The sequence below is a fragment of the Mesorhizobium sp. M2E.F.Ca.ET.219.01.1.1 genome (assembly GCF_004016445.2).
Taxonomy (GTDB): Bacteria; Pseudomonadota; Alphaproteobacteria; order Rhizobiales; family Rhizobiaceae; genus Mesorhizobium.
This window is the reverse complement of record NZ_SADT02000001.1, coordinates 178,042-201,129: the sequence shown is the minus strand read 5'-3', so window position 1 is coordinate 201,129 and position 23,088 is coordinate 178,042. Positions and strand designations below refer to the sequence as shown.

General features: G+C 63.7%; 28 protein-coding genes. 23 read left to right on the top strand and 5 right to left on the bottom strand.

Annotated features, from left to right (window positions below; genetic code table 11):
• The first annotated feature begins 10 nt into the window (after positions 1–10).
• Genes kdpC through EN862_RS00900 form a run of 3 tightly spaced genes read left to right on the top strand, consistent with a single transcriptional unit; the run spans position 11 to position 4,049 of the window.
• Positions 11–574, top strand: a complete 564-nt coding sequence (gene kdpC, locus EN862_RS00910) for a potassium-transporting ATPase subunit KdpC (protein ID WP_127868415.1) — start codon at positions 11–13, stop codon at positions 572–574.
• Positions 575–627: 53 nt separating this feature from the next.
• The gene (locus EN862_RS00905; RefSeq protein WP_127868414.1) at positions 628–3,351 is read left to right on the top strand and encodes a sensor histidine kinase KdpD; all 2,724 of its coding nucleotides are present in this window, start codon (positions 628–630) and stop codon (positions 3,349–3,351) included.
• Positions 3,348–4,049, top strand: a complete 702-nt coding sequence (locus tag EN862_RS00900) for a response regulator transcription factor (RefSeq protein WP_127868413.1) — start codon at positions 3,348–3,350, stop codon at positions 4,047–4,049. Before EN862_RS00905 ends, EN862_RS00900 begins: the two co-directional genes overlap by 4 nt.
• 52 nt (positions 4,050–4,101) lie before the next feature.
• On the opposite strand, the gene EN862_RS00895 is transcribed toward EN862_RS00900, so the two are convergent.
• Positions 4,102–4,686 carry an invasion associated locus B family protein gene (locus tag EN862_RS00895; protein ID WP_127868412.1) on the bottom strand — a complete coding sequence of 195 codons (585 nt, stop codon included), beginning with the start codon at positions 4,684–4,686 and terminating at the stop codon, positions 4,102–4,104.
• A 201-nt stretch (positions 4,687–4,887) separates the two neighbouring features.
• Here EN862_RS00895 and EN862_RS00890 point away from each other — a divergent pair, with 201 nt between their 5' ends.
• From EN862_RS00890 to EN862_RS00850, 9 genes are all read left to right on the top strand, one after another.
• Entirely contained in the window at positions 4,888–5,193 is a 306-nt protein-coding gene (locus tag EN862_RS00890; protein WP_127868411.1) for a hypothetical protein, read from the top strand.
• 248 nt (positions 5,194–5,441) lie between these two features.
• The gene (locus tag EN862_RS00885; protein ID WP_127868410.1) at positions 5,442–5,912 is read left to right on the top strand and encodes an NUDIX hydrolase; all 471 of its coding nucleotides are present in this window, start codon (positions 5,442–5,444) and stop codon (positions 5,910–5,912) included.
• 147 nt (positions 5,913–6,059) lie between these two features.
• Positions 6,060–6,383, top strand: coding sequence for a metalloregulator ArsR/SmtB family transcription factor (locus tag EN862_RS00880; protein WP_127868409.1), 324 nt, complete (start codon positions 6,060–6,062; stop codon positions 6,381–6,383).
• Complete coding sequence (locus EN862_RS00875) at positions 6,380–6,790, top strand: SRPBCC domain-containing protein (protein ID WP_127868408.1); 411 nt, start codon at positions 6,380–6,382, stop codon at positions 6,788–6,790. Before EN862_RS00880 ends, EN862_RS00875 begins: the two co-directional genes overlap by 4 nt.
• 77 nt (positions 6,791–6,867) lie before the next feature.
• The gene (locus tag EN862_RS00870) at positions 6,868–7,260 is read left to right on the top strand and encodes a VOC family protein (RefSeq protein ID WP_127868407.1); all 393 of its coding nucleotides are present in this window, start codon (positions 6,868–6,870) and stop codon (positions 7,258–7,260) included.
• Positions 7,261–7,299: 39 nt separating this feature from the next.
• Positions 7,300–7,533, top strand: a complete 234-nt coding sequence (locus EN862_RS36535) for a hypothetical protein (RefSeq protein ID WP_127868406.1) — start codon at positions 7,300–7,302, stop codon at positions 7,531–7,533.
• Positions 7,533–7,982, top strand: a complete 450-nt coding sequence (locus EN862_RS00860) for a DUF1801 domain-containing protein (protein ID WP_127868405.1) — start codon at positions 7,533–7,535, stop codon at positions 7,980–7,982. The genes EN862_RS36535 and EN862_RS00860 overlap by 1 nt, the downstream gene beginning before the upstream one ends.
• 78 nt (positions 7,983–8,060) lie before the next feature.
• Positions 8,061–8,459, top strand: a complete 399-nt coding sequence (locus EN862_RS00855; RefSeq protein WP_127868404.1) for a DUF1801 domain-containing protein — start codon at positions 8,061–8,063, stop codon at positions 8,457–8,459.
• Between the two features lie 302 nt (positions 8,460–8,761).
• Positions 8,762–11,248, top strand: a complete 2,487-nt coding sequence (locus tag EN862_RS00850; protein ID WP_127868403.1) for an EAL domain-containing protein — start codon at positions 8,762–8,764, stop codon at positions 11,246–11,248.
• A 374-nt stretch (positions 11,249–11,622) separates the two neighbouring features.
• Here the strand turns inward: EN862_RS00850 and EN862_RS00845 are convergent, their stop codons facing one another.
• Positions 11,623–12,174 carry a GNAT family N-acetyltransferase gene (locus EN862_RS00845; RefSeq protein WP_127868402.1) on the bottom strand — a complete coding sequence of 184 codons (552 nt, stop codon included), beginning with the start codon at positions 12,172–12,174 and terminating at the stop codon, positions 11,623–11,625.
• Positions 12,175–12,452: 278 nt separating this feature from the next.
• On the opposite strand from EN862_RS00845, the gene EN862_RS00840 reads away from it, so the two are divergent.
• Positions 12,453–12,908: a DUF2214 family protein gene (locus tag EN862_RS00840; RefSeq protein WP_127868401.1), complete on the top strand. Its 456-nt coding sequence runs from the start codon at positions 12,453–12,455 to the stop codon at positions 12,906–12,908.
• Positions 12,909–13,009: 101 nt separating this feature from the next.
• Here the strand turns inward: EN862_RS00840 and nth are convergent, their stop codons facing one another.
• Positions 13,010–13,816 (bottom strand): endonuclease III, encoded by an 807-nt coding sequence (gene nth, locus EN862_RS00835; protein ID WP_127868400.1) that lies wholly within the window; start codon positions 13,814–13,816, stop codon positions 13,010–13,012.
• A gap of 22 nt (positions 13,817–13,838) precedes the next feature.
• Between nth and EN862_RS00830 the strand changes: the two genes are divergently transcribed.
• Positions 13,839–14,333 carry a DUF2244 domain-containing protein gene (locus EN862_RS00830; protein ID WP_127868399.1) on the top strand — a complete coding sequence of 165 codons (495 nt, stop codon included), beginning with the start codon at positions 13,839–13,841 and terminating at the stop codon, positions 14,331–14,333.
• Between the two features lie 12 nt (positions 14,334–14,345).
• On the opposite strand, the gene EN862_RS00825 is transcribed toward EN862_RS00830, so the two are convergent.
• Positions 14,346–15,161 carry a class I SAM-dependent methyltransferase gene (locus EN862_RS00825; protein ID WP_127868398.1) on the bottom strand — a complete coding sequence of 272 codons (816 nt, stop codon included), beginning with the start codon at positions 15,159–15,161 and terminating at the stop codon, positions 14,346–14,348.
• Between the two features lie 115 nt (positions 15,162–15,276).
• Between EN862_RS00825 and EN862_RS00820 the strand changes: the two genes are divergently transcribed.
• The 9 genes from EN862_RS00820 to EN862_RS00780 all read left to right on the top strand — a co-directional run bounded on the left by EN862_RS00820 (position 15,277) and on the right by EN862_RS00780 (position 21,969).
• The gene (locus EN862_RS00820) at positions 15,277–16,182 is read left to right on the top strand and encodes a methylated-DNA--[protein]-cysteine S-methyltransferase (RefSeq protein WP_127868397.1); all 906 of its coding nucleotides are present in this window, start codon (positions 15,277–15,279) and stop codon (positions 16,180–16,182) included.
• Positions 16,183–16,419: 237 nt separating this feature from the next.
• Positions 16,420–16,890, top strand: coding sequence for a hypothetical protein (locus tag EN862_RS00815; RefSeq protein WP_127868396.1), 471 nt, complete (start codon positions 16,420–16,422; stop codon positions 16,888–16,890).
• Between the two features lie 32 nt (positions 16,891–16,922).
• The gene (locus tag EN862_RS00810) at positions 16,923–17,306 is read left to right on the top strand and encodes a hypothetical protein (RefSeq protein ID WP_245519541.1); all 384 of its coding nucleotides are present in this window, start codon (positions 16,923–16,925) and stop codon (positions 17,304–17,306) included.
• Entirely contained in the window at positions 17,273–17,836 is a 564-nt protein-coding gene (locus EN862_RS00805; protein WP_127868394.1) for a hypothetical protein, read from the top strand. Before EN862_RS00810 ends, EN862_RS00805 begins: the two co-directional genes overlap by 34 nt.
• Positions 17,817–18,293, top strand: coding sequence for a hypothetical protein (locus EN862_RS00800; protein WP_127868393.1), 477 nt, complete (start codon positions 17,817–17,819; stop codon positions 18,291–18,293). Before EN862_RS00805 ends, EN862_RS00800 begins: the two co-directional genes overlap by 20 nt.
• Positions 18,294–18,484: 191 nt before the next feature.
• Positions 18,485–19,390 (top strand): ribokinase, encoded by a 906-nt coding sequence (locus EN862_RS00795; RefSeq protein WP_127868392.1) that lies wholly within the window; start codon positions 18,485–18,487, stop codon positions 19,388–19,390.
• A gap of 2 nt (positions 19,391–19,392) precedes the next feature.
• Entirely contained in the window at positions 19,393–20,844 is a 1,452-nt protein-coding gene (locus EN862_RS00790; RefSeq protein ID WP_127868391.1) for an amidase, read from the top strand.
• A gap of 93 nt (positions 20,845–20,937) precedes the next feature.
• Positions 20,938–21,552, top strand: coding sequence for a LysE family translocator (locus EN862_RS00785; RefSeq protein WP_127868390.1), 615 nt, complete (start codon positions 20,938–20,940; stop codon positions 21,550–21,552).
• Positions 21,553–21,651: 99 nt separating this feature from the next.
• Positions 21,652–21,969 carry a hypothetical protein gene (locus tag EN862_RS00780; RefSeq protein WP_127868389.1) on the top strand — a complete coding sequence of 106 codons (318 nt, stop codon included), beginning with the start codon at positions 21,652–21,654 and terminating at the stop codon, positions 21,967–21,969.
• A 109-nt stretch (positions 21,970–22,078) separates the two neighbouring features.
• On the opposite strand, the gene EN862_RS00775 is transcribed toward EN862_RS00780, so the two are convergent.
• Positions 22,079–23,023: a nucleoside hydrolase gene (locus tag EN862_RS00775; RefSeq protein WP_127868388.1), complete on the bottom strand. Its 945-nt coding sequence runs from the start codon at positions 23,021–23,023 to the stop codon at positions 22,079–22,081.
• Positions 23,024–23,088: the final 65 nt, after the last annotated feature.

The following is a 23,088-nucleotide window of genomic DNA, read 5'->3' as shown; positions in this document are numbered from 1 at the left end:
ATCTATTCCGATGTTCAAGCAACTCAGACCCGCTTTTGTCATGATCGTCTTCTTCACGGTGCTGACCGGCCTTATTTATCCGATCGGCATGACCGGCATCGCCCAGGCGCTGTTTCCGAAACAGGCCAATGGCAGCCTGATCACCAGGGACGGCAAGGTCATCGGCTCCGAGCTGATCGGCCAGGCCTTTGCCCGCGACCGCTACTTCCACGGCCGGCCGTCGGCCGCCGGCAACGGTTACGACGCCAGCTCCTCTGGTGGCTCCAATCTCGGCCCGATCAATCCGAAGCTTATCGAGCGCATCAAGGGCGACGCCGAGAAGCTGAAAGCGGAGAACCCGAACGCGCCGGTGCCGATGGACCTTGTCACGACCTCCGGCAGCGGCCTCGATCCCGACATCAGCCCCGAGGCCGCCTACTTCCAGGTGCCGCGCGTCGCCAAGGCCCGCGGGGTTGACGAGGCCAAGGTCAAGGCGCTCGTCGACGGCCATGTCGAAGCTCGCGAGCTTGGCGTCCTGGGCGAGCCGGTGGTCAATGTGCTGGCGCTGAACCTGGCGCTGGACGAGCTGAAGTGATCCACGCGCGCCGGGGATCGACACGATCCCCGGCCCATACCATGATTGGACTGATGCCCGACGACAGGACCGACTCCGAGAACCGCCCCTCCCCCGACGCGCTCCTCGAGCATGCCGAGCGCGAGGGCCGTGGCCGGCTGCGCATATTCCTTGGCGCGGCACCCGGCGTCGGCAAGACCTACGAGATGCTGATGGCGGGCCGCACCCGCCGCGCCGACGGCGTCGATGTCGTCATTGGCATCGTGGAGACCCACGGCCGCAAGGAAACCCAGGCGCTGGTCGACGGCTATGAGGTGATTCCGCGCCGCCTGGTTGATTACCGCGGCCAGACCCTCGACGAGATGGACATCGACGCCATCCTGAGGCGGCGGCCTGCTTTGGTCCTTGTCGACGAGCTTGCCCACACCAACGCGCCAGGCAGCCGGCATCCCAAGCGCTATCTCGATGTGCAGGAGATCCTGGCGCAAGGCATCGACGTGTACACCACGCTGAACATCCAGCATGTCGAGAGCCTGAACGATGTCGTCGCCCAGATCACGCGCGTCAGGGTGCGCGAGACAGTCCCCGATTCCATCATCGACGAGGCCGACGACATCGAGATCATCGACCTTACCCCTGACGACCTGATCAAACGGCTGCAGGACGGCAAGGTCTATTTCCCCAACACCGCGCAGCGCGCCATCGAGAACTATTTTTCGCCGGGCAATCTGACGGCGCTGCGCGAGCTGGCGCTGCGCCGCACCGCCCAGCGCGTTGACGAACAGCTGCTCAACCACATGCAGTCGCATGCCATTCCGGGCCCCTGGGCGGCCGGCGAGCGGGTGCTGGTCTGCGTCGATTCGCAGCCTGGCGGCGCGGCCCGTATCCGCTATGCGCGCCGGCTCGCCGACCGGCTGCGCGCGCCCTGGACGGCGCTTCACATCGACACGCCGCGTTTGGCCGGCATGTCCGAGGAAGACAAGGACCGCCTGGCCAGGAACCTCCGCCTCGCCGAGCAGCTCGGCGCAGAGATTGCCACCATTCCGGGCCAGAACGTCGCCCAGGACATCGTGCGCCACGCGACGACGAACAATTTTACCCATATCGTCATCGGCCGACCGACCCGTTCGCGCTGGCGCGAACTGATCGAGGGTTCGCTCACCTATGATCTGATCCGCAACGCCGGCGACATCAGCGTCCACGTCATCTCGGGCGCCGAGCGCGATGGCGACGCCCCGCAGGTACGCGTCAAGGCTGCGCCCGAGCAGAAGTCTTTCCAGATCTGGCCCTATCTGATCTCGACCGTCTATGTCGTCGGCGCGCTGGCCGTCAGCTCGATCCTCGACCAGTTCCTGGATGTCCGCAATCTCGCCAGCGTCCTGCTTCTGGCGGTGCTGACCGCGGCTGTGACCTTCGGGCTCTGGCCGGCGCTCTATGCCTGCTTCGTGAGCGCGCTTGCCTTCAACTTCTTCTTCCTCGAGCCGCGCTACACGCTGACGATCCGGGATCCGGAAAGCATCGTAGCCTTCGTCGTCTTCGTCGTCGTCGCCGTGATCGCCAGCAATCTGACGGCGCGCGTGCAGCGCCAGGCCGTCGCCGCGCGCTCGCGGGCGCGCGCCACCGAGGACATCTATTCCTTTTCCAAGAAGCTCGCCGGCGCCGGCACGCTCGACGACGTGTTGTGGGCCACCGCCTTCCAGATCGCCTCGATGCTGAAGGTCCGGGTCGTGCTGCTTCTGCCGGAAAACGGCACCATCACCGTCAAGGCCGGCTATCCGCCCGACGATACATTGGCCGAGGCCGACATCGCGGCCGCCCGCTGGGCCTGGGAGCACAACCGCGCCGCCGGCCGCGGCGCCGACACCTTGCCCGGCGCAAAGCGTCTCTATCTGCCCTTGCGGACGGGGCGGACCGCGATCGGCGTGGTCGGCCTCGACAACGACAAGCAGGGACCGCTGCTGACGCCTGAGCAGCAGCGCCTGCTCGACGCCCTGGCCGACCAGGCAGCGGTGGCCATCGAGCGCGTCCAACTCGTCGACGATGTCGACCGCGCCAGGCTCGCGGCTGAAGCGGACCGGTTGCGCTCGGCGCTGCTCACCTCGATCTCGCATGACCTCAAGACGCCGCTTGCCGCGATCATGGGCGCGGCCGGCACGCTGAAGGAATTCGCGCCGGCGCTGCCGGAAAAGGATCGCGCGGAGCTTTTGTCGACGGTCGTCAGCGAGTCGGAGCGGCTGAATCGCTTCATCGCCAACCTGCTCGACATGACCAGGATCGAGTCGGGCGCGATGGAGCCGAATTACGCGCTCCATTATGTCGGCGATGTCGTCGGCTCGGCTCTGAACCGGGCGCAGACGATCACCGCTGAGCACAAAATAGAGACCGACATCCCGGCCGACCTGCCGATGCTGCGGCTGGATCCCGTGCTGTTTGAGCAGGCGCTGTTCAACCTGCTCGACAATGCCGCCAAATACGCGTCGCCCGGCTCGATCATCCGGCTGCAGGCCTGGGTCGACAACGGCGCCGTCATCCTGCAGGTGATGGATGAGGGGCCGGGCATCCCACCGGGCGACCTGGAGCGGATATTCGACACTTTCTACCGCGTGCGCAAACGCGACCAGGTGCGCGCCGGCACCGGTCTCGGCCTGTCGATCAGCCGCGGCTTCATCGAGGCGATGGGCGGCACGATCGCGGCGGCCAACCGCACCGACCGTCCGGGCGCGATCTTCACCATCCGCATGCCGGTGCCGGCTGACTTGCCGGCGCCCGGCGCGCCCCTTACGGATGATGCGGCATGACAAATCAGGCCGTTTCCATATTGGTCGTCGACGACGAGCCGCCGATCCGCAAACTGCTGCGCGTCGGCCTTGGCAGTCAAGGCTATACGGTCTCCGAGGCGCCGAACGCCAAGGCGGCGATCGAACTCGTGCAGGCCGAGGGGCCCGACCTGATCCTGCTCGATCTCGGCCTGCCCGGCATGACCGGCCTGGAGCTGCTCGGCAAATGGCGCGGCGACGGGCTCGACATTCCGGTCGTGATCCTGTCCAGCCGCACCGACGAGGCCGGTATCGTTTCGGCGCTCGAGCTTGGCGCCGACGATTATGTGACAAAGCCTTTCGGCATGAACGAGCTGGTCGCCCGTATCCGCGTGGCGCTGCGCCACAAGTTCCAGCAGCAGGGCGAGAAGCCGGTGTTCCATACCGGCGGCCTCTCCGTCGACCTAGTGAAGCGCATCGTCAAGGTCGAGGGCAAGGAAGTGAAACTGTCGCCCAAGGAATACGACATCCTGCGCATGCTCGTGCAATATGCAGGCAAGGTGCTGACGCATCAGTTCCTGATGAAGCAGATCTGGAACGACACGACCGACGTGCAATATCTGAGGGTCTATGTCCGCCAGCTGCGGCAGAAGATCGAGAAGACCCCGGACCAGCCGCGATACATCATCACCGAGACGGGGGTGGGCTATCGTCTGCGCGAGGTGGACGGAAACGAATAAGGGCGACCGGCTTCCGCCGATCGCCCAAATACGAGCGCCCGTGTTTGCCCGCTTAGTCTGCCGACAGATCCGCCGTCCGGGCCAGCGCGCTTCCAAAACCGTTGAGCGAGATGGTGAAGGAGATCGGCTGCATTGTGTCCGCGGCGATAGCGTTGATCTTCAGCGTGGTGGTGTTCTGCAGGAGCGGCGTGATGTCGGCATCGAACGTCACCGGCACCAGGCAACCCACCGCCTGGCAGGTGTTGAACTGCAGCGTGCCGTCGAGCTTCTTGTCGTCGATTTCGAGCGCGACGCCGTTGGCGAGCGCAAGCCCGAAGGGCAGCGCCAGCGTGCCCGCGGCGTCCTGACCGGTCTTGGTCGTCAATTCGATCGCCAGCAGCCGCTGGCCGCTCTGCTTGTTGAACTGCTGGTGTGACAGGCTGCAGACCTTGTTGGTGCCGGTGACCTGGCAGTTCACCGTCCAGTCGCCATGCGTTTCCGACAGCGCCGAGGCGCCGCCCGGCAGCTGCGGCTTGGCCGCCGCGTCGGCGGGTTGAGCGGCAACCTTGTCGCCCTTGTTCTGCGCCGCGAATGCCGGCGGACCGACGATACTCGCGACGGCCAGCATCGCTATGGCGAACTTATACCTGATTTTCATCGAATCCCTCGTTGCCAACCGGCCAGTCGCGTGGACGGGCGGAGCCGCTGTTAGAGCCGCCGGCGGCCGCCGCCGTCAAGTGCAACGCTGGGGCACGGGCCGGATTTTCTTTGGCATGACAATCGATCAGCTGACCATGGCAGCGCCGGTCCAACACCCTATATTAGATCGAGGTTCTGTTTTTCATGCGGAAAAGAAGCCATGTCGCCCCGCTACCTGTCGACGTTTCTGATTTCAGCTGCCCTGGCGGTCTCCGGCTTGGTGGGCATGGCTTCCGGCGTATCGGCCCAGGTCGTCATCCCGACGAACCGCAACGCATTGGTGCAGCAGAACCAGTTGCAGCAGTTGCAGAACCAATTGCAGCGGCAGCAGTACCAGCAGCAGCAGCAGATCTATCGTGAGCTCGACCGGCCGACCACGCGCCAGCCTCAGCCCAATGTGCCGGTATATGATCAGACATGTCGAATGGAAGCGGTCGGCAACACGATTTCTCGGGTTTGCCGCTGACATTTTGTTTTTTTCAGTTTATTAGCCGACTTACTTACCGGCAAAATACCCGATTGCAAGGGCGGTGGTTTTAGAGCAATTCCAGGAAAAGTGTGACACGGTTTTCCGTCAGGAATTGCGTCAAGACAGAGAAATAGAGCGGTTCGCCGTTTCCACGAAACGGTGAGGCGCTCTAGGGTTTGCAGGGGACAGGTTTTTGCCTGCGCCGATAGCGTATGGCAGGGATGCTGCTCTCACCGGAATTTGGGATGGCAACAACCAAGAAGAAAGCAGTTCGCCGAGCCAAGAAAGGGCAACGGATCCGCCAGGTGGCGGCCATTCCGTTTCGGTTGCGGGAAGACGGCGGTCTCGAAGTGCTGCTCGTCACCTCGCGCACCACGCGGCGCTTCATCGTGCCCAAGGGCTGGCCCATGAAGGGCAAGAGCGGACGCAAGGCGGCAACGATCGAAGCCCAGGAAGAGGCCGGTGTTCTCGGCAAGGCCCTCAAGCAGCCTGCCGGTACCTATTCCTATTGGAAACGCATGACCGATGGCTTCATTCGCGTGGATGTTTCGGTCTTTCTCCTTCAAGTCACGGAGGAACTTGCCGATTGGCGGGAGGCCGCGAACCGGCAACGCGCATGGCTGCCGCCGGCAGATGCTGCCCTGCTCATCGACGAGCCCGAGCTTTCGACGCTGCTGCGGGATCTGACCTTTCCGGCGGCCGATCCGTCGTCTTAAGCGGACGCCTGTTCAATATCGTTCGGCCCATACCGGCATGCCGGTGGCGATCCACCGTCGCGGCCGGGCCGTCCCAATTCGCTGCTTGACTCATACATATCCCGACGGTTATACGTCAATCAATAGCCACCAGGTTATTGATTAGAAATGACGACCGCGCACGATATGCTGTTCAGGACGCTTGCCGATCCGACCCGGCGCGCCATCTTCGAACGTCTGTGCCGCCAGGGCGAGCAGACGGTCGGAGCCCTCACCGCGCAGGCAGGTGTGTCGCAGCCGGCGGTGTCGAAGCATCTCGGCGTGCTCAAGGAGGCTGGGCTGGTGCGCGACCGCCATGAAGGGCGCCAGACCCACTACAGCGCGCAGCTCAAGGCGCTCGCGCCGCTGATGGACTGGGCGCGCGACATGGCGGGGTTTTGGGAAAGCCGGTTCGACGATCTGGAGGACCTGCTCAAAAGGATGGATCAATGAACGAAGTTTCAGCTGCAACGCGCTCCGTCATCGTCGAGCGCGAGATAGCTTTTCCGCCGGAAAAGATCTGGCGCGCGCTCACCCAACCGCATCTCATCGAGGAGTGGCTGATGAAGAACAACTTCAAGCCGGTCGTGGACCACCGCTTCAAGATGAGCGCGGAGTGGGGAGGCGTCGACTGCCAGGTGCGGACGGTCGAGCCCAACCGGACCTTATCCTACAGCTGGGACACCAAGGACCTCGAGAGCGTGGTCACCTGGACGCTGACCCCGACGAGCACGGGCACGCATCTGCGCATGGAGCAGGTCGGCTTCCGCGCCGACCAGGAGCCGTACTACCGCGGCGCTACGGTGGGCTGGAAGCGCAACATCACGGCCCTGGAGCAGTTGCTTTCGCGGATCGATTGAGGTCCGCAAAGCTTCAAAACACAGACACGATCCTGGCGGGGCGGCAAACCGCAGGCGTGAGCAATGGAGACATCAAAATGAAGATCAAGCTGACCAGCATCTATGTCGACGACCAGGAGAAGGCTCTCGGTTTCTACACCGACGTTCTGGGCTTCACCAAGAAGGCCGACTTCACCAATGGACCGTTTCGCTGGCTGACCGTTACTTCGCCCGACGATCCGGACGGCACCGAGCTGCAACTGGCGCTCAACGACAATCCGGCGGCAAAAACCTACCAGCAGGCCATCTTCAAGCAGGGCCAGCCGGCGTTGATGCTGTTCACTGACGACATCAACGCCGACCATGAGCGCATCAAGGCCAATGGCGGCAACTTCGCCATGGCGCCGACCGCTGTGACGGGCGCCACCATCGCGCAGCTCAACGACACCTGCGGCAACCTCATTCAGCTTTCGCAGCTGGCGCGCTGGTAGAGAGCTCGATCCGTCTCGTCATTTGCAAAGGAGGTTAGATTGGACTGGAGCAAATGGATCAGGCAGCTTCATCGCTGGCTGTCGATCATCTTCACCGTTACCGTCATTGCCAATTTCGCCGCCATGGCCATGGGCCCGCCGCCCGCCTGGATCGTCTATTCGCCGTTGATCCCGCTTTTCCTGCTGCTGTTCAGCGGGCTCTATATGTTCGTGCTGCCTTATGCCGCCAAATCACGTGGCGGGGCAGCGCGCGAGCGCGTGGGACCGGCCTGATGGCCAAGGCGAGATCGCGCCCGACTGCCGCAAGATCCCCGGACACGAAGCCGGTCCTGCTTTCGGGCGGCAATCCGCAGATCGCCAAGGGCCATGGCGACGCTCCCGTGCAGGCCTATATCGCGGCGCTGCCGGGCTGGAAGAGCGAGGTCGCGCGACGGCTCGACCAGCTCATCGTGCAAGCCATTCCCAATGTGCAAAAGGCCGTCAAATGGAATTCTCCATTCTACGGCATGGAAGGCGAAGGCTGGTTCCTCGGCATCCATTGCTTCGCCAAATACATCAAGGTGGCGTTCTTTCGTGGCCTGTCGCTGGACCCCGTGCCTCCGGTCGAATCCAAGAGCAGGGACACGCGCTATGTCCATATCCATGAAGAAGATCGGCTCGACGAGGAGCGGTTCGTTTCCTGGGTGAAACAGGCGAGCCGGCTGCCCGGCGAACGGATGTAAGCGCAAGGAAGGATCAAGCGCCGCCTCCCGAAGGACCACGGCGGCGATCTCATATCTAGCATCGAGGAGAGACCAGACATGCAAGAAGACGGCGAGCAGGACGGCAGGTCTGCGTCCGAGCTGATCGACGGAAGGATCGAGGAACTGGGCGACTGGCGCGGCGAGATGCTTGCCCGGCTCCGCGCCCTGATCCGGCAGGCCGCGCCCGAAGCGATCGAGACCTGGAAATGGCGCGGCGTGCCGGTTTGGGAGGATGCCGGCATCATCTGCACCGGCGAAACCTACAAGGCCGTCGTCAAGCTGACCTTCGCCAGGGGCGCGGCGCTGCCCGATCCCAAGAAGCTCTTCAACTCCAGCCTCGAAGGCAACACGAGGCGCGCCATCGATTTCAAGCAAGGCGACAGGGTCGACGAAGCTGCGCTGAAGGCGCTCGTTCGCGAAGCCGTGGCCCTCAACAGATCGAAGGCCAAGCGCTGAGAGATGGCTGCGGTGTAACGCTATCGGTTTGATGTTGCCGGCTTTTTCTTCCGCGCCCCGGCAACACGGATCGATACTATGCGTCAAATATCGCCATCACGCGGCGTAAGCGCTCTTCTGTTTCTGAGCAATAATTCATGAAACAAATACTGGGCAAATTTATCGGCCGTTAAGCCAGGCGCGCTATCTGGATCGATGTCGCCAATAACCGGGCGACATGTGGGGAAGAATATCGTCTCAACCGACGGATGAGCCAGTCGGACAGACACCGAGGGAGCCTGAACGAGCTCCATGGGAATGGGATGAAGCTCTCGTCGACCGATGCCGGTCCGCGTCTGATAGGGTTGGTCTGGCCCTTTGTCGCGGTGGTCCTGATCCAGGCGCTGGTTGCAACCCTCAGCCTTCACACATTATCGGCTGTCCGCGCCTATGTCGGCGGCGAAAGCCAATGGTCGAAAGGCCAGAAGCACGCCATCTACTTCCTGAACCTCTATGCCGATGCCGGCCAGCAGGAGTATTTCAACGAATATCGTCAAGCCATCGCCGTGCCGCTCGCCGATCGCGCCGCGCGGCTGGCGCTCGAACGGACCGAGCCCGACACGAATGCGGCCAGGATTGGCTTTCTCGGCGGCAACAACCACCCCGACGATGTTGACGGCCTGATCTGGCTGTTCCGGAATTTCCGCCGCGTCAGCTATCTCGACACCGCGATCCGCCACTGGACATCGGCCGATGAGATGATCCTCGCCATCGAGGGACTTGGCGAGTACATGCATCGAAGGCTTGAGAAGGGGCCGGCATCCGCGGCTGAGATCGGTCTCTGGAAGGAAAAAATCCATCAGCTCGACCGCCGGATCGGACCGCTTGCCAAGGCCTTTTCCGACAGCCTCGGCGAGGGATCGCGCTTCATCAAGATGGCGCTGACGGCGGCCAATCTCGCCACCGCCGCCCTGCTTATCCTGCTCGTCGTCTGGCGCACGCGCAAGCTGATGATACAGCGCCAGGCGTTTCAGAGCGCCCTCAACACCGAGCGCGAGCGTGCCCAGATCACGCTGGCCTCGATCGGCCAGGCCGTCATCAGCACCGATGCCGAGGGGCGGCTCGACTATATGAATGCCGGGGCGGAGCGGTTGCTTGCCTGCTCGCTGGCCGCGGCCAGGGGCAGACCCATCCCCTCCTTGTTCCGGCTCCTCGACAAGGACAGCGGAGTCGAGGAGACCGATCTGATCCCGCGCCTGCTGGCAGGAGAGCCGCGCCGCTCCAATGTGCGCCCGCAGCTCCTGGAGCGTCCTGACGGCTCGGTCGTGCCGGTGGCGCTGAATGGCGCACCGCTGACCGTTTCAGGCCAGATCCTCGGCTGTGTCCTGGCCCTGCACGACATGACGCGCGAGCAGGATTATATCGAGCGCCTGTCGTGGCAGGCATCGCATGATGCGCTGACCGGGCTGGTGAACCGCCGCGACTTCGAGAACCGGCTGGCAGGCGCGATCTCCGAAGCGCCGGAAAGGTCGCGCCGGCACGCGCTGATGTATCTCGACCTCGATCAGTTCAAGCTGGTCAACGACACATGCGGCCATGCCGCCGGCGACCAGCTGCTGCGCCAGATCTCGGTACTGCTCGCCAACGAGCTGCCGCCCGGCGATATTCTGGCCAGGCTCGGCGGCGACGAATTCGGCGTGCTGCTGTTCGATTGCGATGCCGACTGTGCCGCCGCAACGGCCGAACGGCTGCGCGCCACGGTCCAGGACCTGCATTTCTCCTGGGACGGGCGCCCCTTCAACATCAGCGTCAGCATCGGCATGGTCGAAGTCGCCAATGTCGGCATGACGCTGGAGGAGGTGCTGCGCGCCGCCGACGTCGCCTGCTACATGGCGAAGGAAAAGGGCCGCAACCGCGTCCAGTTCCACAGCGAGGGCGACACCGCGCTGCGCGAGCGGTTCGGCGAGATGGCCTGGGTGCAGCGTCTGCATGCCGCGCTGGACGAGAACCGCTTCAGACTGCATGCGCAGGAGATCGCGCCCCTGCGCGACGATATTCCGGAGCAGGGCGCGCATATCGAAATCCTGCTGAGGCTGACCGACGAGGACGGCAGCTTCGTCACACCGCAGAGCTTCATTCCCGCGGCCGAGCGCTACGGATTGATGCCGGCGATCGATCGCTGGGTAGTGCGCAACACCTTCGCCACCTTGGCGGCCAGGCGCGCTGACCCGCGCGCGACGCCGATATCCACCTGCGCGATCAATCTCTCCGGCGCCACCTTCGGCGACGAGACCTTCCTCGGCTTCATGCGCGAGCAGTTCGCCGCGCACGCCGTTGCGCCCGAAACGATTTGCCTGGAGATCACCGAGACCAGCGCCATCGCCAATCTTTCCGAAGCCATGCGCTTCATCGCCGATCTGCGCGGGCTGGGCTGCCGCTTCGCGCTCGACGATTTCGGCTCCGGCATGTCTTCCTTCGCCTATCTGAAGCATTTGCCGGTCGACTACCTCAAGATCGACGGCAGCTTCGTCAAGGACATGCTCGACGACCGCATCGACCGAGCCATGGTCGAAATGATCCATCACATCGGCAAGGTGACGGGAAAACGCACCATCGCCGAATTCGTCGAAAGCGACGGCATCCTCGACGCCTTGAAAGCGATCGGCGTCGACTATGCGCAAGGCTATGCGATTGCGCGGCCCCAGCCATTCGACGCAACCACGGTGCTGCGCGCCAATCGCAGCGAGCGCGATGCAACGGCGGATAGCTGGGAGACTTTGACGCGAACGCTGCGCCGCAAAGCCGGCTGATTATCCAACTCTGGAGCAATTCCAGGGTTTGCGTTGGCAGGTTGGCATGCCTTGGAGATTGGCCGTAACGCCCGTCGCGATCGTCATTCCAGGGCGAAGCAGGAGCGAAGCTCCGTCGCGGAGACCCTGGAATCCATGCCGTTACCTTCGCCAAGGCGTGCAACGGAGCAGAATTCTGCACCGTGGCGGCGCTTCCATGTCACGGCATGGATTCCATGGTCTGCGCCGCGTCGCTTCGCTCCTTGCTCCGCCATAGAATGACGAGGTTGGGGCGGCTTCAACCAATTCCCGGCGTTTGCGCTGATTTCACGGACATGAGCGGAAAATCTTGCACCAAGACAAACGGTAACCTTTCAAAATCCCTGTGTCGGGGACTAGGCGACAGCCCCTCCAGCCCGCCGTTCCAGTAGGATCGTCGGCTTCTCGTGATAGGTGGTGCGCAAAATCTCTCCATAACCGTTCTTTTCGGCCACCTTCAACGAAGCGCCATTTTCCGGATCGATGATGCAGACGGTTCTCGCCTCTCCGAACGCCTCGTCGCTCCAGGCGACGATCCGCCCGACAACCTCGCTCGCAAGCCCTCGGCCTTGTACCTCCGAGGCCAGGGCCCAGCCGGCTTCCGGCACGCCTTCGATCGAAGGTTCGATCTCGCGCTTCAAGTCATGGAAGCCAGCCTCGCCGATGAAATGCCCCGTCATGTCTTCGATCGCCCAGAAGCCGTAGCCGATTAGTGACCACAGGCCGGCATGGCGTAGGAAGCGCATCCAGCTTTCCTCGCGCGTGCGCGGCTTGCCGCCGATGAAACGGGTCACCGCAGGTTCCGCCCATATGGCGGCATACGTCTCGAAATCGCCCAGACGATGAGGCCGCAGGATAGTCCGCGCCGTCTCCAGGACCGGCACGCCAGCTTCCGTTTTGACGCTCATGGCACTCCTCTCTTTGAGACGGCAGCGCTTAGTCTGTTTCACCGTTTCGCGGAAACGGTGAAACACACTAACTCTTGTTTTTACGCAATTCCGGACGGAAAACCGCTCGCACTTTTCCTGGGACTGCTCTAGCAAACCGGCGTCCCCTGGCAAGGGCCAGGATTGTCCGGGATCATCCTCCAGCGCAACGATTTCGCCGTCTGGGAATCCTGACCTATGATGCTACTCTTCGGACACAGTATCCAGCCGCTTCGCGGCCACCAGGCGCAGGGAAGAACATGGACACTACTGATCTTGTATTAGCCATTCTCCATCATCTGCTGGTGTTCTCGCTGGCCGGCATCATCGGCGCCGAGTTCGTGCTGGTGCGCGGCGATCTGGGTGCGGCAACGCTGAAGCGCCTTGCCGGCATCGACCGCCACTACGGCATCATCGCCGCGCTGATCATCATCGTCGGCGTCTGCCGGGTGCTCTTCGGCCTGAAGGGTTGGGAATTCTACATCTACAACTGGGTGTTCTGGGCAAAGATGGCGGCCTTCGCCATCGTCGGCCTGCTGTCGGTCGTGCCCACCATCCGCTTCATCTCCTGGAACAGGCAGGCCAGCGGCAATCCCTCTTTCGCGGTGCCGGCGGCGGAACTCGCCTCGGTGAAGAATTATGTCCGCGCCGAAGGCTTCATCTTCCTGCTAATCCCGGTTTTTGCCGCAGCCATGGCGCGCGGCTACGGCAACTGAGCAATTCCAGGAAAAGTGCGCAGCGGTTTTCCGTCCGGAATTGCGCGAACAAAGACCTAGAGCGGCTCGGCGATTCGGGGAACCGCCAAACCCGCTCTAGACTAGGCCTCGGCCGGAAACGTCTCATCCAGCGGCGCGATCGGCACCAGCGGGGCCGGAATGTCGGTGGTCTTCTCCTTCGACTTGCAGATATCGGCGATCACGCAGGCCGGGCAATCAGGCTTGCGCGCCTTGCAGACATAGCGGCCATGCAGGATCAGCCAGTGATGCGCGTGGCGCATAAACTCGGCCGGGATGACCTTGAGAAGCCCCTGTTCGACCTGTTCCGGCGTTTTGCCGGGGGCCAGCCCGATCCGGTTGCCGATGCGGAAGATATGCGTGTCGACCGCCATCGTGTGCTGGCCGAAGGCGACGTTGAGCACGACATTGGCGGTCTTGCGCCCGACGCCCGGCAGCTTCACCAACTCGTCGCGATCCTGCGGCACCTGGCCCGCATGATCGTCGATCAGCGCCTTCGACAGCGCGATCACGTTCTTCGCCTTGTTGCGCCACAGCCCTATCGTGCGAATATAATCGCCGACCTTGGCCTCGCCCAGCGCCAGCATCCTGGCTGGCGTGTCGGCATCTGCGAACAGTGCCTTGGTCGCCTTGTTGACGCCGGCGTCGGTCGCCTGCGCCGACAACACCACCGCGACCAGCATTGTGAAGGCGTTGACATAGTCGAGCTCGCCTTTCGGCTCCGGCCGCTGCACCGAAAAGCGCCGGAAGATCTCATGCACCTCGGCGGGGCTGTAAAGCGAACGCGAGGCGGCCTTTCGCGGCCGTCCACCGGGCGCCCGGCCGCCACTGGCAGTGGAGGGTTGAGACTTTTTGACAGCTGCGGATTTTTTCGACTTGGGAGGCGCCATTTCCCTCCTATAATAGCCCCTCATGAGCGACACAAACGCCTCGTTCCAGGCCGACGAGCCATTTTTCCAGGCCTTGCTGACGCCGCACCGCTCGCTCGGCCGTACCGGCTTCCTGATTCTGATGGGCGCGCTTGTCTCCGGCTGGATCGTCACCGGCGCTTTTTTCCTGGCGCATGGCGCCTGGCCGGTGTTTGGCTTCTTCGGCCTCGATGTGATCGCCGTCTATATCGCTTTCCGCGCCAACTATCGCGCCGCGCGTGCCCGTGAGGAGATTTCGGTCTCGCGCACCAGCCTCGACATCCGCAAGACGGCGCCGTCCGGCCGCTCGGAAGCGCATCGCTTCAACCCGTTCTGGGCGCGCTTCTCGATCGCTCGCCACGCTGAGATCGGCATCACCAGGATGGCCGTCGAAGCGCAGGGCAAGAGCGTGGCGATCGGCGGCTTCCTCAATCCCGACGACCGCGAAAGCTTCGCCACCGCCTTTTCACGCGCGCTGGCGACCGCCAAGACGCGCTGACGCCCAAGCAAATCAGAACCGGTAGCGCAGCAACCTGCCGACCTTGCGCATGGCGGGGATAAGCCTCCAGAGGCCAACGAACAAGCGCGCGGACCAGCTAAGCCGCGCCCCTTGCTGCGGCTTGTAGGACGGGATCTCGCCGATGAAGCGGAGTTTTGGCACCGCCCGCTCCAGTTCGCGCGGATCCTCGATGGCCCAGTGGACTTCGGAGCCTGTGGCCTTGATGGCCGGATTGAGGCGCATCAGCTTCAGCCCGAAACGGCTATAGGCATCGAACATCAACTCGCCGCCGGCCAGATGGGAGACAAGCCGCGCGAACAGCCGCGGCCCCTCATCGGCCGGGAGATAGGGTGTAAGCCCCTCCGCCAACACCATGGCGGGACGGTTGCGGGGCACCACGGTCAGCCAATCCGGCTCGATCACCGACGAGGCGACAAGGTGATAGCAGTCACGGGGCGGATAGAGCCTGTGCCTGAGCTCGATGACCTCCGGGTAATCGACGTCGAACCAGTCGACGCCTGGCAGCGGGTCGACGCGAAATATCCGCGTATCGAGCCCGCATCCCAAATGCAGCACGATCGCATCCGGATATCTCTCAAGGAAATCCGCGACGCACACGTCCAGTGTTTTCGCCCGGATCGCAAAGCCCAGCCCGAGATTGCCGTCGACCTTGAGCCTCGAGAAATCATAGTCGATCTTCTTCACCGCCTCGTCGGCGAAGCGATCCTGGAGCAGCGAATTGGGCAGCCGGCTCTCCAGCGCCTTGCCGTAGAGCGTCATCAGCAAGGTCTCCCTTGCCCCGGTGAGATCCACCCTTTCGCTGGCCATGATTGTCCTCTTCGGCCCGAAGCTCACTCTATCTGGGTGCCGGCGCCGGGAAGGCAAGTTTCGGGTGGCTGCAAAGCTCTGGAAGGCCGATATTCGCGGCCAAGGAGATATTGCCATGAACGCTCAGATGACCATGAATACGCAGATGAAGCCGATCGCGATCCTTGAGAACGACATCACGCTGGAAGGCAGCGACTACGACGTCGTGCGCCGCGCCATCGAGAAGATCAGCCTCGACTATCGCGACCAGCCCTCGCTGGAGGTGCTGGCCGAGGAAGTGGGCGAGACGCCGACCGGCCTGCAGAAGCTGTTCACGCGCTGGGCCGGCCTGTCGCCGAAAGCCTTCCTGCAGGCGGTGACGCTCGACCACGCCCGCAGGCTGCTCGATTCCGGCATGCCGCTCCTGGAGACGTCGTTCGAGCTCGGCATGTCCGGCCCAGGCCGGCTGCACGACCTCTTCGTCACCCATGAGGCAATGTCGCCCGGCGACTACAAGACCAGGGGCGCGGGTCTCACCATCCGCTACGGCTACCACATCTCGCCTTTCGGCATCGCGCTGATCATGGTCACTGACCGCGGCCTCGCGGGCCTCGCCTTCTGCGATGCCGGCGGCGAGCGGGCTGCCTTCGCGGACATGTCCGGCCGCTGGCCGAACGCGACCTATGTCGAGGACATGTCGGCCACCCAGGCTTACGCCGCGCGGGTCTTCGACCCGACGAAGTGGCGCGCCGACCAGCCGCTGCGCGTGGTGATGATCGGCACCGATTTCCAGCTGCGCGTCTGGGAAGCCTTGCTGCGCATCCCGATGGGCAGGGCCTGCACCTATTCCTCGATCGCGGCGAGTATCGGCCATCCCAGCGCCAGCCGGGCGGTCGGCGCGGCGGTGGGCGCCAATCCGATGTCCTTCGTGGTGCCCTGCCATCGGGCGCTGGGCAAGTCCGGCGCGCTCACAGGCTACCACTGGGGTCTGACACGCAAGCGCGCCATCCTCGGTTGGGAAGCAGGCCAAGTGGGGTCCTGAAACTATCGATTTTTTGGCATGCCATTGCGAAAAACCGCGTATCGTAATATAAATCGGTACTCCCAAATAAACCGATTGGGTTATTCGCAAAATGCAACCGGCGACAACCTATGGTTATCGCCGATTTTCCTTGTAGTTGCTTCCCGACTTTATTTCACTTAACCCTAAATTAACCACGATAAAGGGAAGATGACCCGACGTTGAGCCGGCACCATCCGGCTCGAAAGAGGGGTCTCAATGAAGTTCTTTCGCGTCGCCATGGCCGCGAGCCTGCTGGCCGCCTGCGCCTGCCAGACGGCATCGGCCACCACCGGAAACGTGCTGTTCAATGGCACGATCACCGCGACCTGCACCATCACGATCAACTCCAACGGCACGATGACCGTGAGCAGCAATCTTCAGTCGCTGAGCTCGCACAATGCCGGCGGCTCTGCGGGCAGCGCTCAGGTCGATACGACGGGCGGCGTCTCGCTCAGCGTGGACCCGGTAACCACGACGACCGTGCCGGCATCGGACACGACGGCGACGACATGGACTCCGACCTTCGCCACTTCAGGCGCGCAGACGATTGCCGAAACCGGCACCGCGACGGCGCTGACGGTGCCGGGCACATCGACGGTGGCGGTTAATCTCGCCGGCACCAAGAGCGGCACGAACCGGTTCTCCGCCGGCAACTACCAGGCAACGGTGACGCTGCGCTGCGAATAGTCCTCACGCGAAAGGAGCGGTCCTTGAGAAGAATTGCAATCCTAGCGGCGGGCCTGATCGCCGCGCTGTCTTCCGTTGCGGCGACCGGCCAGTCGATGACGCCGATGCGGGGCGAGGTGCGATCCTTCACCGATGCCTTTGCCGTCCGCGTCTTTCCGGGCAACCCGTACAACCAGCGCATCCGCGTGGAGGTCCATGTCTACGACCAGGATTTCCAGCCCGTCGCGGCCAGGATCACGCCGAGCGCCTTCCTTCTGGCCGGCCAGGCTTCGCGCCCTGTCCTGGTGGTCGTGCCGTTCGACGGCGCGAACGAGCGTAAAGTGCGTATCTGTACCGAGAGCATCCCCTTTCCAAGCGAGCAGACCCAGATAAGGGCACAGATATGCGGAAAGTTCTTCGGGCATCGCAGGTTCTGACCTTGTCCTTGCTGCCCGCTCTGGCTGTCGTCAGTCGGGGGCTTGCCGAGGATATCCTGAACCTGAACCAGAATCAGACCGGTTTCAGCCTGCCCGGCGTCACCCTGCCCCAGGGCCAGGACGAAGTTCATGCCAGCGACGGCACGACCTGCCGCTCAGCCGTTTCCGGCAGCGGCGCTTATCTCGACCTCGGCGTCATCCACGGCAACAACTCGAGCAACCAGGCCAACAGCGACATCGCCACCTATGGCCGCGTGGTGATCCCGATCGGGCGGACGCCGAAACGCGTCGATTGCAGCCGCCTCTACGAGTTGGAAGTCGAGCGCCTGCAGCTTGAATTGAAACTCCTCAAAATGGGTCTCGGCGCCGACGGCCAGACGACCGGGAGTGTGGCCGCCTCCACACCCCAAGGCCCCGCGCCCCAGACCAGCGCGGCCCAAGCCAACGCAGCACAAGTCAAATCAGCGGGATGGGCCAATGAAGGATGGACCATCAGAGGCACGACCGGCAATGGCAAGAAGCGGAAATAGAAGCGCGCTGCTCGCGGCAGCGGCGCTTGCCGGCTTCTGTCTGCCGGCGCAGGCGGCGATCATCGGCACCTGCACGATCATGATCGGGGCGTCGGGAACCATGAAATCGAACCCCGCAATCAACATCTTCGGCTCCAAGCAGGCAGGCGGGTCGAGCGCCGGCGCCACCATCACCGCGAACTCGCTTCTGTGCACCATCCTTAACCTCTTGGATTGCTATTCCGTCTCCGCGCCGGCGCCGATCGCCTTCACCTCAGCGCCGAGCGGTGGCGACACCAACGTCACTTTCGACACTGTCTTCCGGCTCGACGGCTCAGGCGTGGACATTCCGGGCAGCTCGCCGCAGCGGGTGACCAACGGCACCCATACCATCCAAGTCGATCTGACCGCCACGAAGTCGCCCGGCATCTTCCCAGCGGGCAATTATCAGGGCATGGTCACCGTGCGCTGCGAATGATGCCTGTGGGCCGTAGGCGCGCACAACCGACATGATCTGGCAACCGGCGGACTTTGCGGCTAGCTTCGCGCCCAGCCCGCAATTACAGGAAAAGCGCTTCGCGCCTTTCGCCTGGACTTGCGCAAAAGCAGAGTCTTGGAGCAGGTCCGCCTTTCAGCACGGGTTGAGCCGCTTCAACGGGAGGCAGTTTTTTGATTATCGTTGTCGGTTCGATCAACCTCGACCTCATCGCCAATGTCGACCGCCTGCCGGAACCCGGCGAGACGGTGCGCGGCTCGGGCTTCGCCACCGCGCCCGGCGGCAAAGGCGCCAACCAGGCGCTGGCCGCGGCGCGCGCGGGAGCCCAGGTGCGCATGGTGGGCGCGGTCGGCAAGGATAGTTTCGCCGCCGACGCGCTCGCGCTGCTCAGGGCCGGCAATGTCGATCTCTCCGGTGTCGGCCAGAGCTTCGCCTCGACCGGCACGGCGTTGATCCTGGTCGGCGCTGACGGGGAGAATGTCATCGCCGTCGTGCCGGGCGCCAATGATTCGGTGGTGCCGGGCGATGTCGCCAAGGCCTATCTCAAAAAGGGCGACGTCGTGCTCCTGCAGCACGAGATCCCGCTGCAGACGGTCGAGGCCACGCTTGACGCAGCGCGCGCGGCGGGCGCCGTCAGCGTGCTCAACACCGCTCCCTTCCGTGCCGAAGCCGCCGGCTTCCTCGGCAAGGCCGACTATGCCGTGGCCAATGAAACCGAATTCGATCTCTATGGCGAGACGCTGTCGCTTTCCGGGCGCGACCGCCCTGCCCGCATGCGCGACTATGCCCAAAAGACCGGCCGCGCCATCGTCGTCACGCTGGGTGGCGACGGCGTGCTGGCCGCGACGCGAGACGATTTCCTCGCCATCCCGGCGCTGAAGATCACCCCGGTCGACACGGTCGGCGCCGGCGACACCTTCTGCGGCTATTTCGGCGCCGGCCTGTCGTCCGGCCTGCCGCTTCAGGACACAATCATCCGCGCCGCCGCGGCCGGCTCGCTCGCTTGCCTGAAGCCGGGCGCGCAGCCGGCGATCCCGCTGGGCAAGGATGTCGACGCGGCTTTGGCGGGAACGCGTTAAGCATGCGCCCCGTCACCAAGCATGCCGTGTCGCCAGCCGGCGACATCTGCCGCCTCCCCGCCGTCGAGCTCGCCGACAGGATCAGACAGCGACAATTGTCGGTGCGTGAAGTCGTCAGCGCTTTCCTCGACCGCATCGGGGCCGTGAACCCGCTGGTCAACGCCATCGTCTCGCTGCGCGAGCGCGCCGATGTCCTGGCCGAGGCCGACGCGGCCGACGACTATTTGGCGCGAGGCGGCGAGACCGGATCGCTGTTCGGCCTGCCGATCGCCATTAAGGACCTCGCCCTGACCAAGGGGCTTAGAACCACCTTCGGCTCGCCGATCTTTGCCGACTTCGTCCCCAACACGGACGACTTCTTCGTCGAGCGCATCCGCAAGGCCGGCGCTATCATCATCGGCAAGACCAATGTTCCGGAATTCGGACTTGGCTCCAACACCTACAATCCGGTCTTCGGGCCGACGCTCAACGCCTTCGACCCGGCGCTCACCGCCGGCGGATCGAGCGGCGGCGCGGCGGTGGCGCTGGCGCTCGACATGCTGCCGGTCGCGGACGGCAGTGACTTCGGCGGCTCGCTGCGCAATCCGGCCGCCTACAACAATGTCTACGGCTTCCGTCCCTCGCAAGGGCTCGTGCCCGCCGGCCCCGACATCGACGTCTTCTATTCGCAGATGGGTGTCGAGGGGCCGATGGGCCGCAGCGTCCGCGACATCGCGCTCTTGCTTGATGAACAGGCCGGCTACCATCCGCAGGCGCCCTTGTCTTATGCCAAGGAGGGCTCGTTCCTCGACGGCTTGAGGACAAAAGGCTCCGGCGGCCGCATCGCCTGGCTGGGCGACCTCGGCGGCCACCTGCCGACGGAACCGGGCGTCATCGATCTTTGCGAGGCCGCGCTCGCACGCTTTGCCGACGCGTCGTTCCACAGCGAAAAGCTGGTGCCGGATGTCGATTTCGAGGCGCTGTGGCAGGCTTTTGTTACCTTGCGCCAGGCAAGCAGCGGCTGCGGGCTGAAAGCGCATTATGACGATCCGGCAAAACGCAAGCTTCTGAAGCCTGAGGCCGTATGGGAAGTGGAGCAGGCGATGCGCCTCACCGCGCCGCAGATCCACGCCGCAACCGTCCGGCGCACGTCGTGGCATCGCACGCTGCTGTCGCTGTTCGAGCGCTTCGACCTCATCGCTCTGCCGACCGCGCAGGTCTTCCCGTTCGACGTCTCAACCCACTGGCCGCGCGAGGTCGCGGGGCGAACCATGGACAGCTATCACCGCTGGATGCAGGTCTCCGCCCTCGCCACGCTCGGCGGCTGCCCGGCGCTCAACGTGCCGGCCGGCTTCGACGCAAAAGGCCGGCCGATGGGCATGCAGCTGATCGGCCGCCCGCGCGGCGACCTCGCCGTGCTCAGGGCCGGCGCCGCCTATGAGGCGACGCTGCCATGGCCGGCGGGGGCTGCGTGACGGGCCGCCGTGCCCGGCGAGCTTGCGCCAACGCCAATCCCGTGCATTGATCGCGCTCCGCCCAAGTCGGCGCCGTCCTGTTCGAGGCAAATCATGTCGCTGGAACTTTACGCAACCTATGTCGTCGCCTGTGTCGTCATCATCCTGGTGCCGGGTCCCACGGTCACGCTGATCATCGCCAACAGCATCCGCTACGGTTCGCGCGCGGGCTTGGCCAACGTCGCCGGCACGCAGGCCGGCCTTGCCATCATGATCGCCATCGTCGGCATCGGCCTCAACACGCTGATCGCCGGCATGGGCCACTGGTTCGAATGGGTGCGGCTGATCGGCGCCGCTTATCTGATCTGGATGGGCGTGCAGATGTTCCGCGCCAAAGGCACGCTCAACCCTGACGGCTCCGCCAAAAAGCCGCGCGGCGGCTTCTTCCTGCAGGGTTTTCTGGTGGCGATCTCCAATCCAAAGACGCTCGTCTTCTTCGGCGCCTTCTTCCCGCAGTTCATCGCGCCGCAGGGCAATTACACGCTGCAGATCGTGGTCATGGGCCTGACCGCGATGATCTTCGCCGCCATGTCGGACTCGACCTACGCCCTTGCCGCCGGCCGCGCCGGGCGGCTGCTGTCGGCCAGCCGCGTCAGGCTGATGTCGCGCATCAGCGGCAGTTTTCTCGTCGGCGGCGGCCTATGGCTGGCGTTTTCGAAGGCGAAGTAACGGCGCCCGGGAGCCAACACACCAACGGCAATCTCATGGAATAGAAGGCCGATTGAAAGTCGGCCTTCTATTCACCACATGATTGGCGGTTGGGGATTCATGCCAGTGTCATGGGCTTTTGCCGATCTGAAAAGGAACGCGCTCGGCGTGATCCCGATTGTCATTTTGCTCATGGCGATTCCCGCAGCCGTGATTGGCTGGACCAATGCTGCGAGCCCGATACGGTCGGTCGTCGCGATCGATGCAACCATCAGAAGTGCCCAGTGGGGACAGGGCCGCATTAACTATGTGCTTTTGCTTGACGACGGCTCATCCCTTCTTGTCGACGACGATCGCCTCCACGTGATCGGCTCGCGTATCGGCATCGAGCGCGTCATCCGCGAAAATGGGTTCATCTCATACCGCTTTCCGGAATGAGTGGAGCGAGAGGTCGGTGCTGTCCATTGAGCGGCAGCATCACAAGCACAGCGCCGACACCTATCGACTGCTCAACGGGTGACGGCGCACGCCTGATGATTTGGGGCGGTCAGTTCAGCCGCCCCAACCTCTCTACCAGCAGCGCGAAGAAGCCGTCATGGTCGATGTCGCGCATCACCATGGCGTTCTTTTCGCGCTTGGTGACGCCCCACCAGTCGATCACCGTCATGCCCATGGTGAGCTCCGACGCGGTCTCCACGCTGACATTGCAGTGGCGGCCCTTGAACAGTTCCGGCTTGAGAAGATAGGCGATCACGCACGGATCGTGCAGCGGCCCGCCATCGGTACCGTATTTTTCCTCGTCATAGCGTTCGAAGAACTCCAGCATCTCGGCGGTCGCGGTGCCGACCTTGGTGCCGAGCTGGCGGAAAGCCTGGATGCGCTTCGACGAGGTCAGCGCCTTGTGGGTGACGTCGAGCGGCATCATGACGATCGGAATGCCCGATTTGAACACCAGATCGGCGGCCTGCGGGTCGACATAGATGTTGAATTCGGCGGCCGGCGTGACGTTGCCGCCTTCGAAGAAGCCGCCGCCCATCAGAACGATTTCCTTGATGCGCGGCGCGATCCTGGGCTCGCGGATCAGCGCCAGCGCGATGTTGGTGAGCGGGCCGAGCGGGCAGAGCGTGATCGTCCCGCTTTCCTCGCGCATCAGCGTCTCGACGATGAAATCGACGGCATATTGTTCCTGCAACGGCATGGTCGGCTCAGGCAGCTGCGGCCCGTTCAGGCCGGTCTTGCCATGCACTTCCTCGGCGGTGACGAGTTCGCGCGCCAGCGGGCGGATGGCGCCGGCATAGACCTTGATGTCAGGCCTGCCGGCCAGCTCGCAGATCTTGCGGGCGTTGTTCTGGGTCAGCTTCAGCGGCACGTTGCCGGCAACGGCGGTGATGCCGACGATCTCCAGCTCGGAACTGCCGAGCGCCAGCAATATGGCGACGGCATCGTCCTGGCCGGGATCGGTGTCGATGATGATCTTTCTGGACTGGGGCATTTCAATTCCTTTTGGGAGTCTTTTTGGGCGGGGTTTCGAGCATGATCCCGAAAAAGTGGGAACCG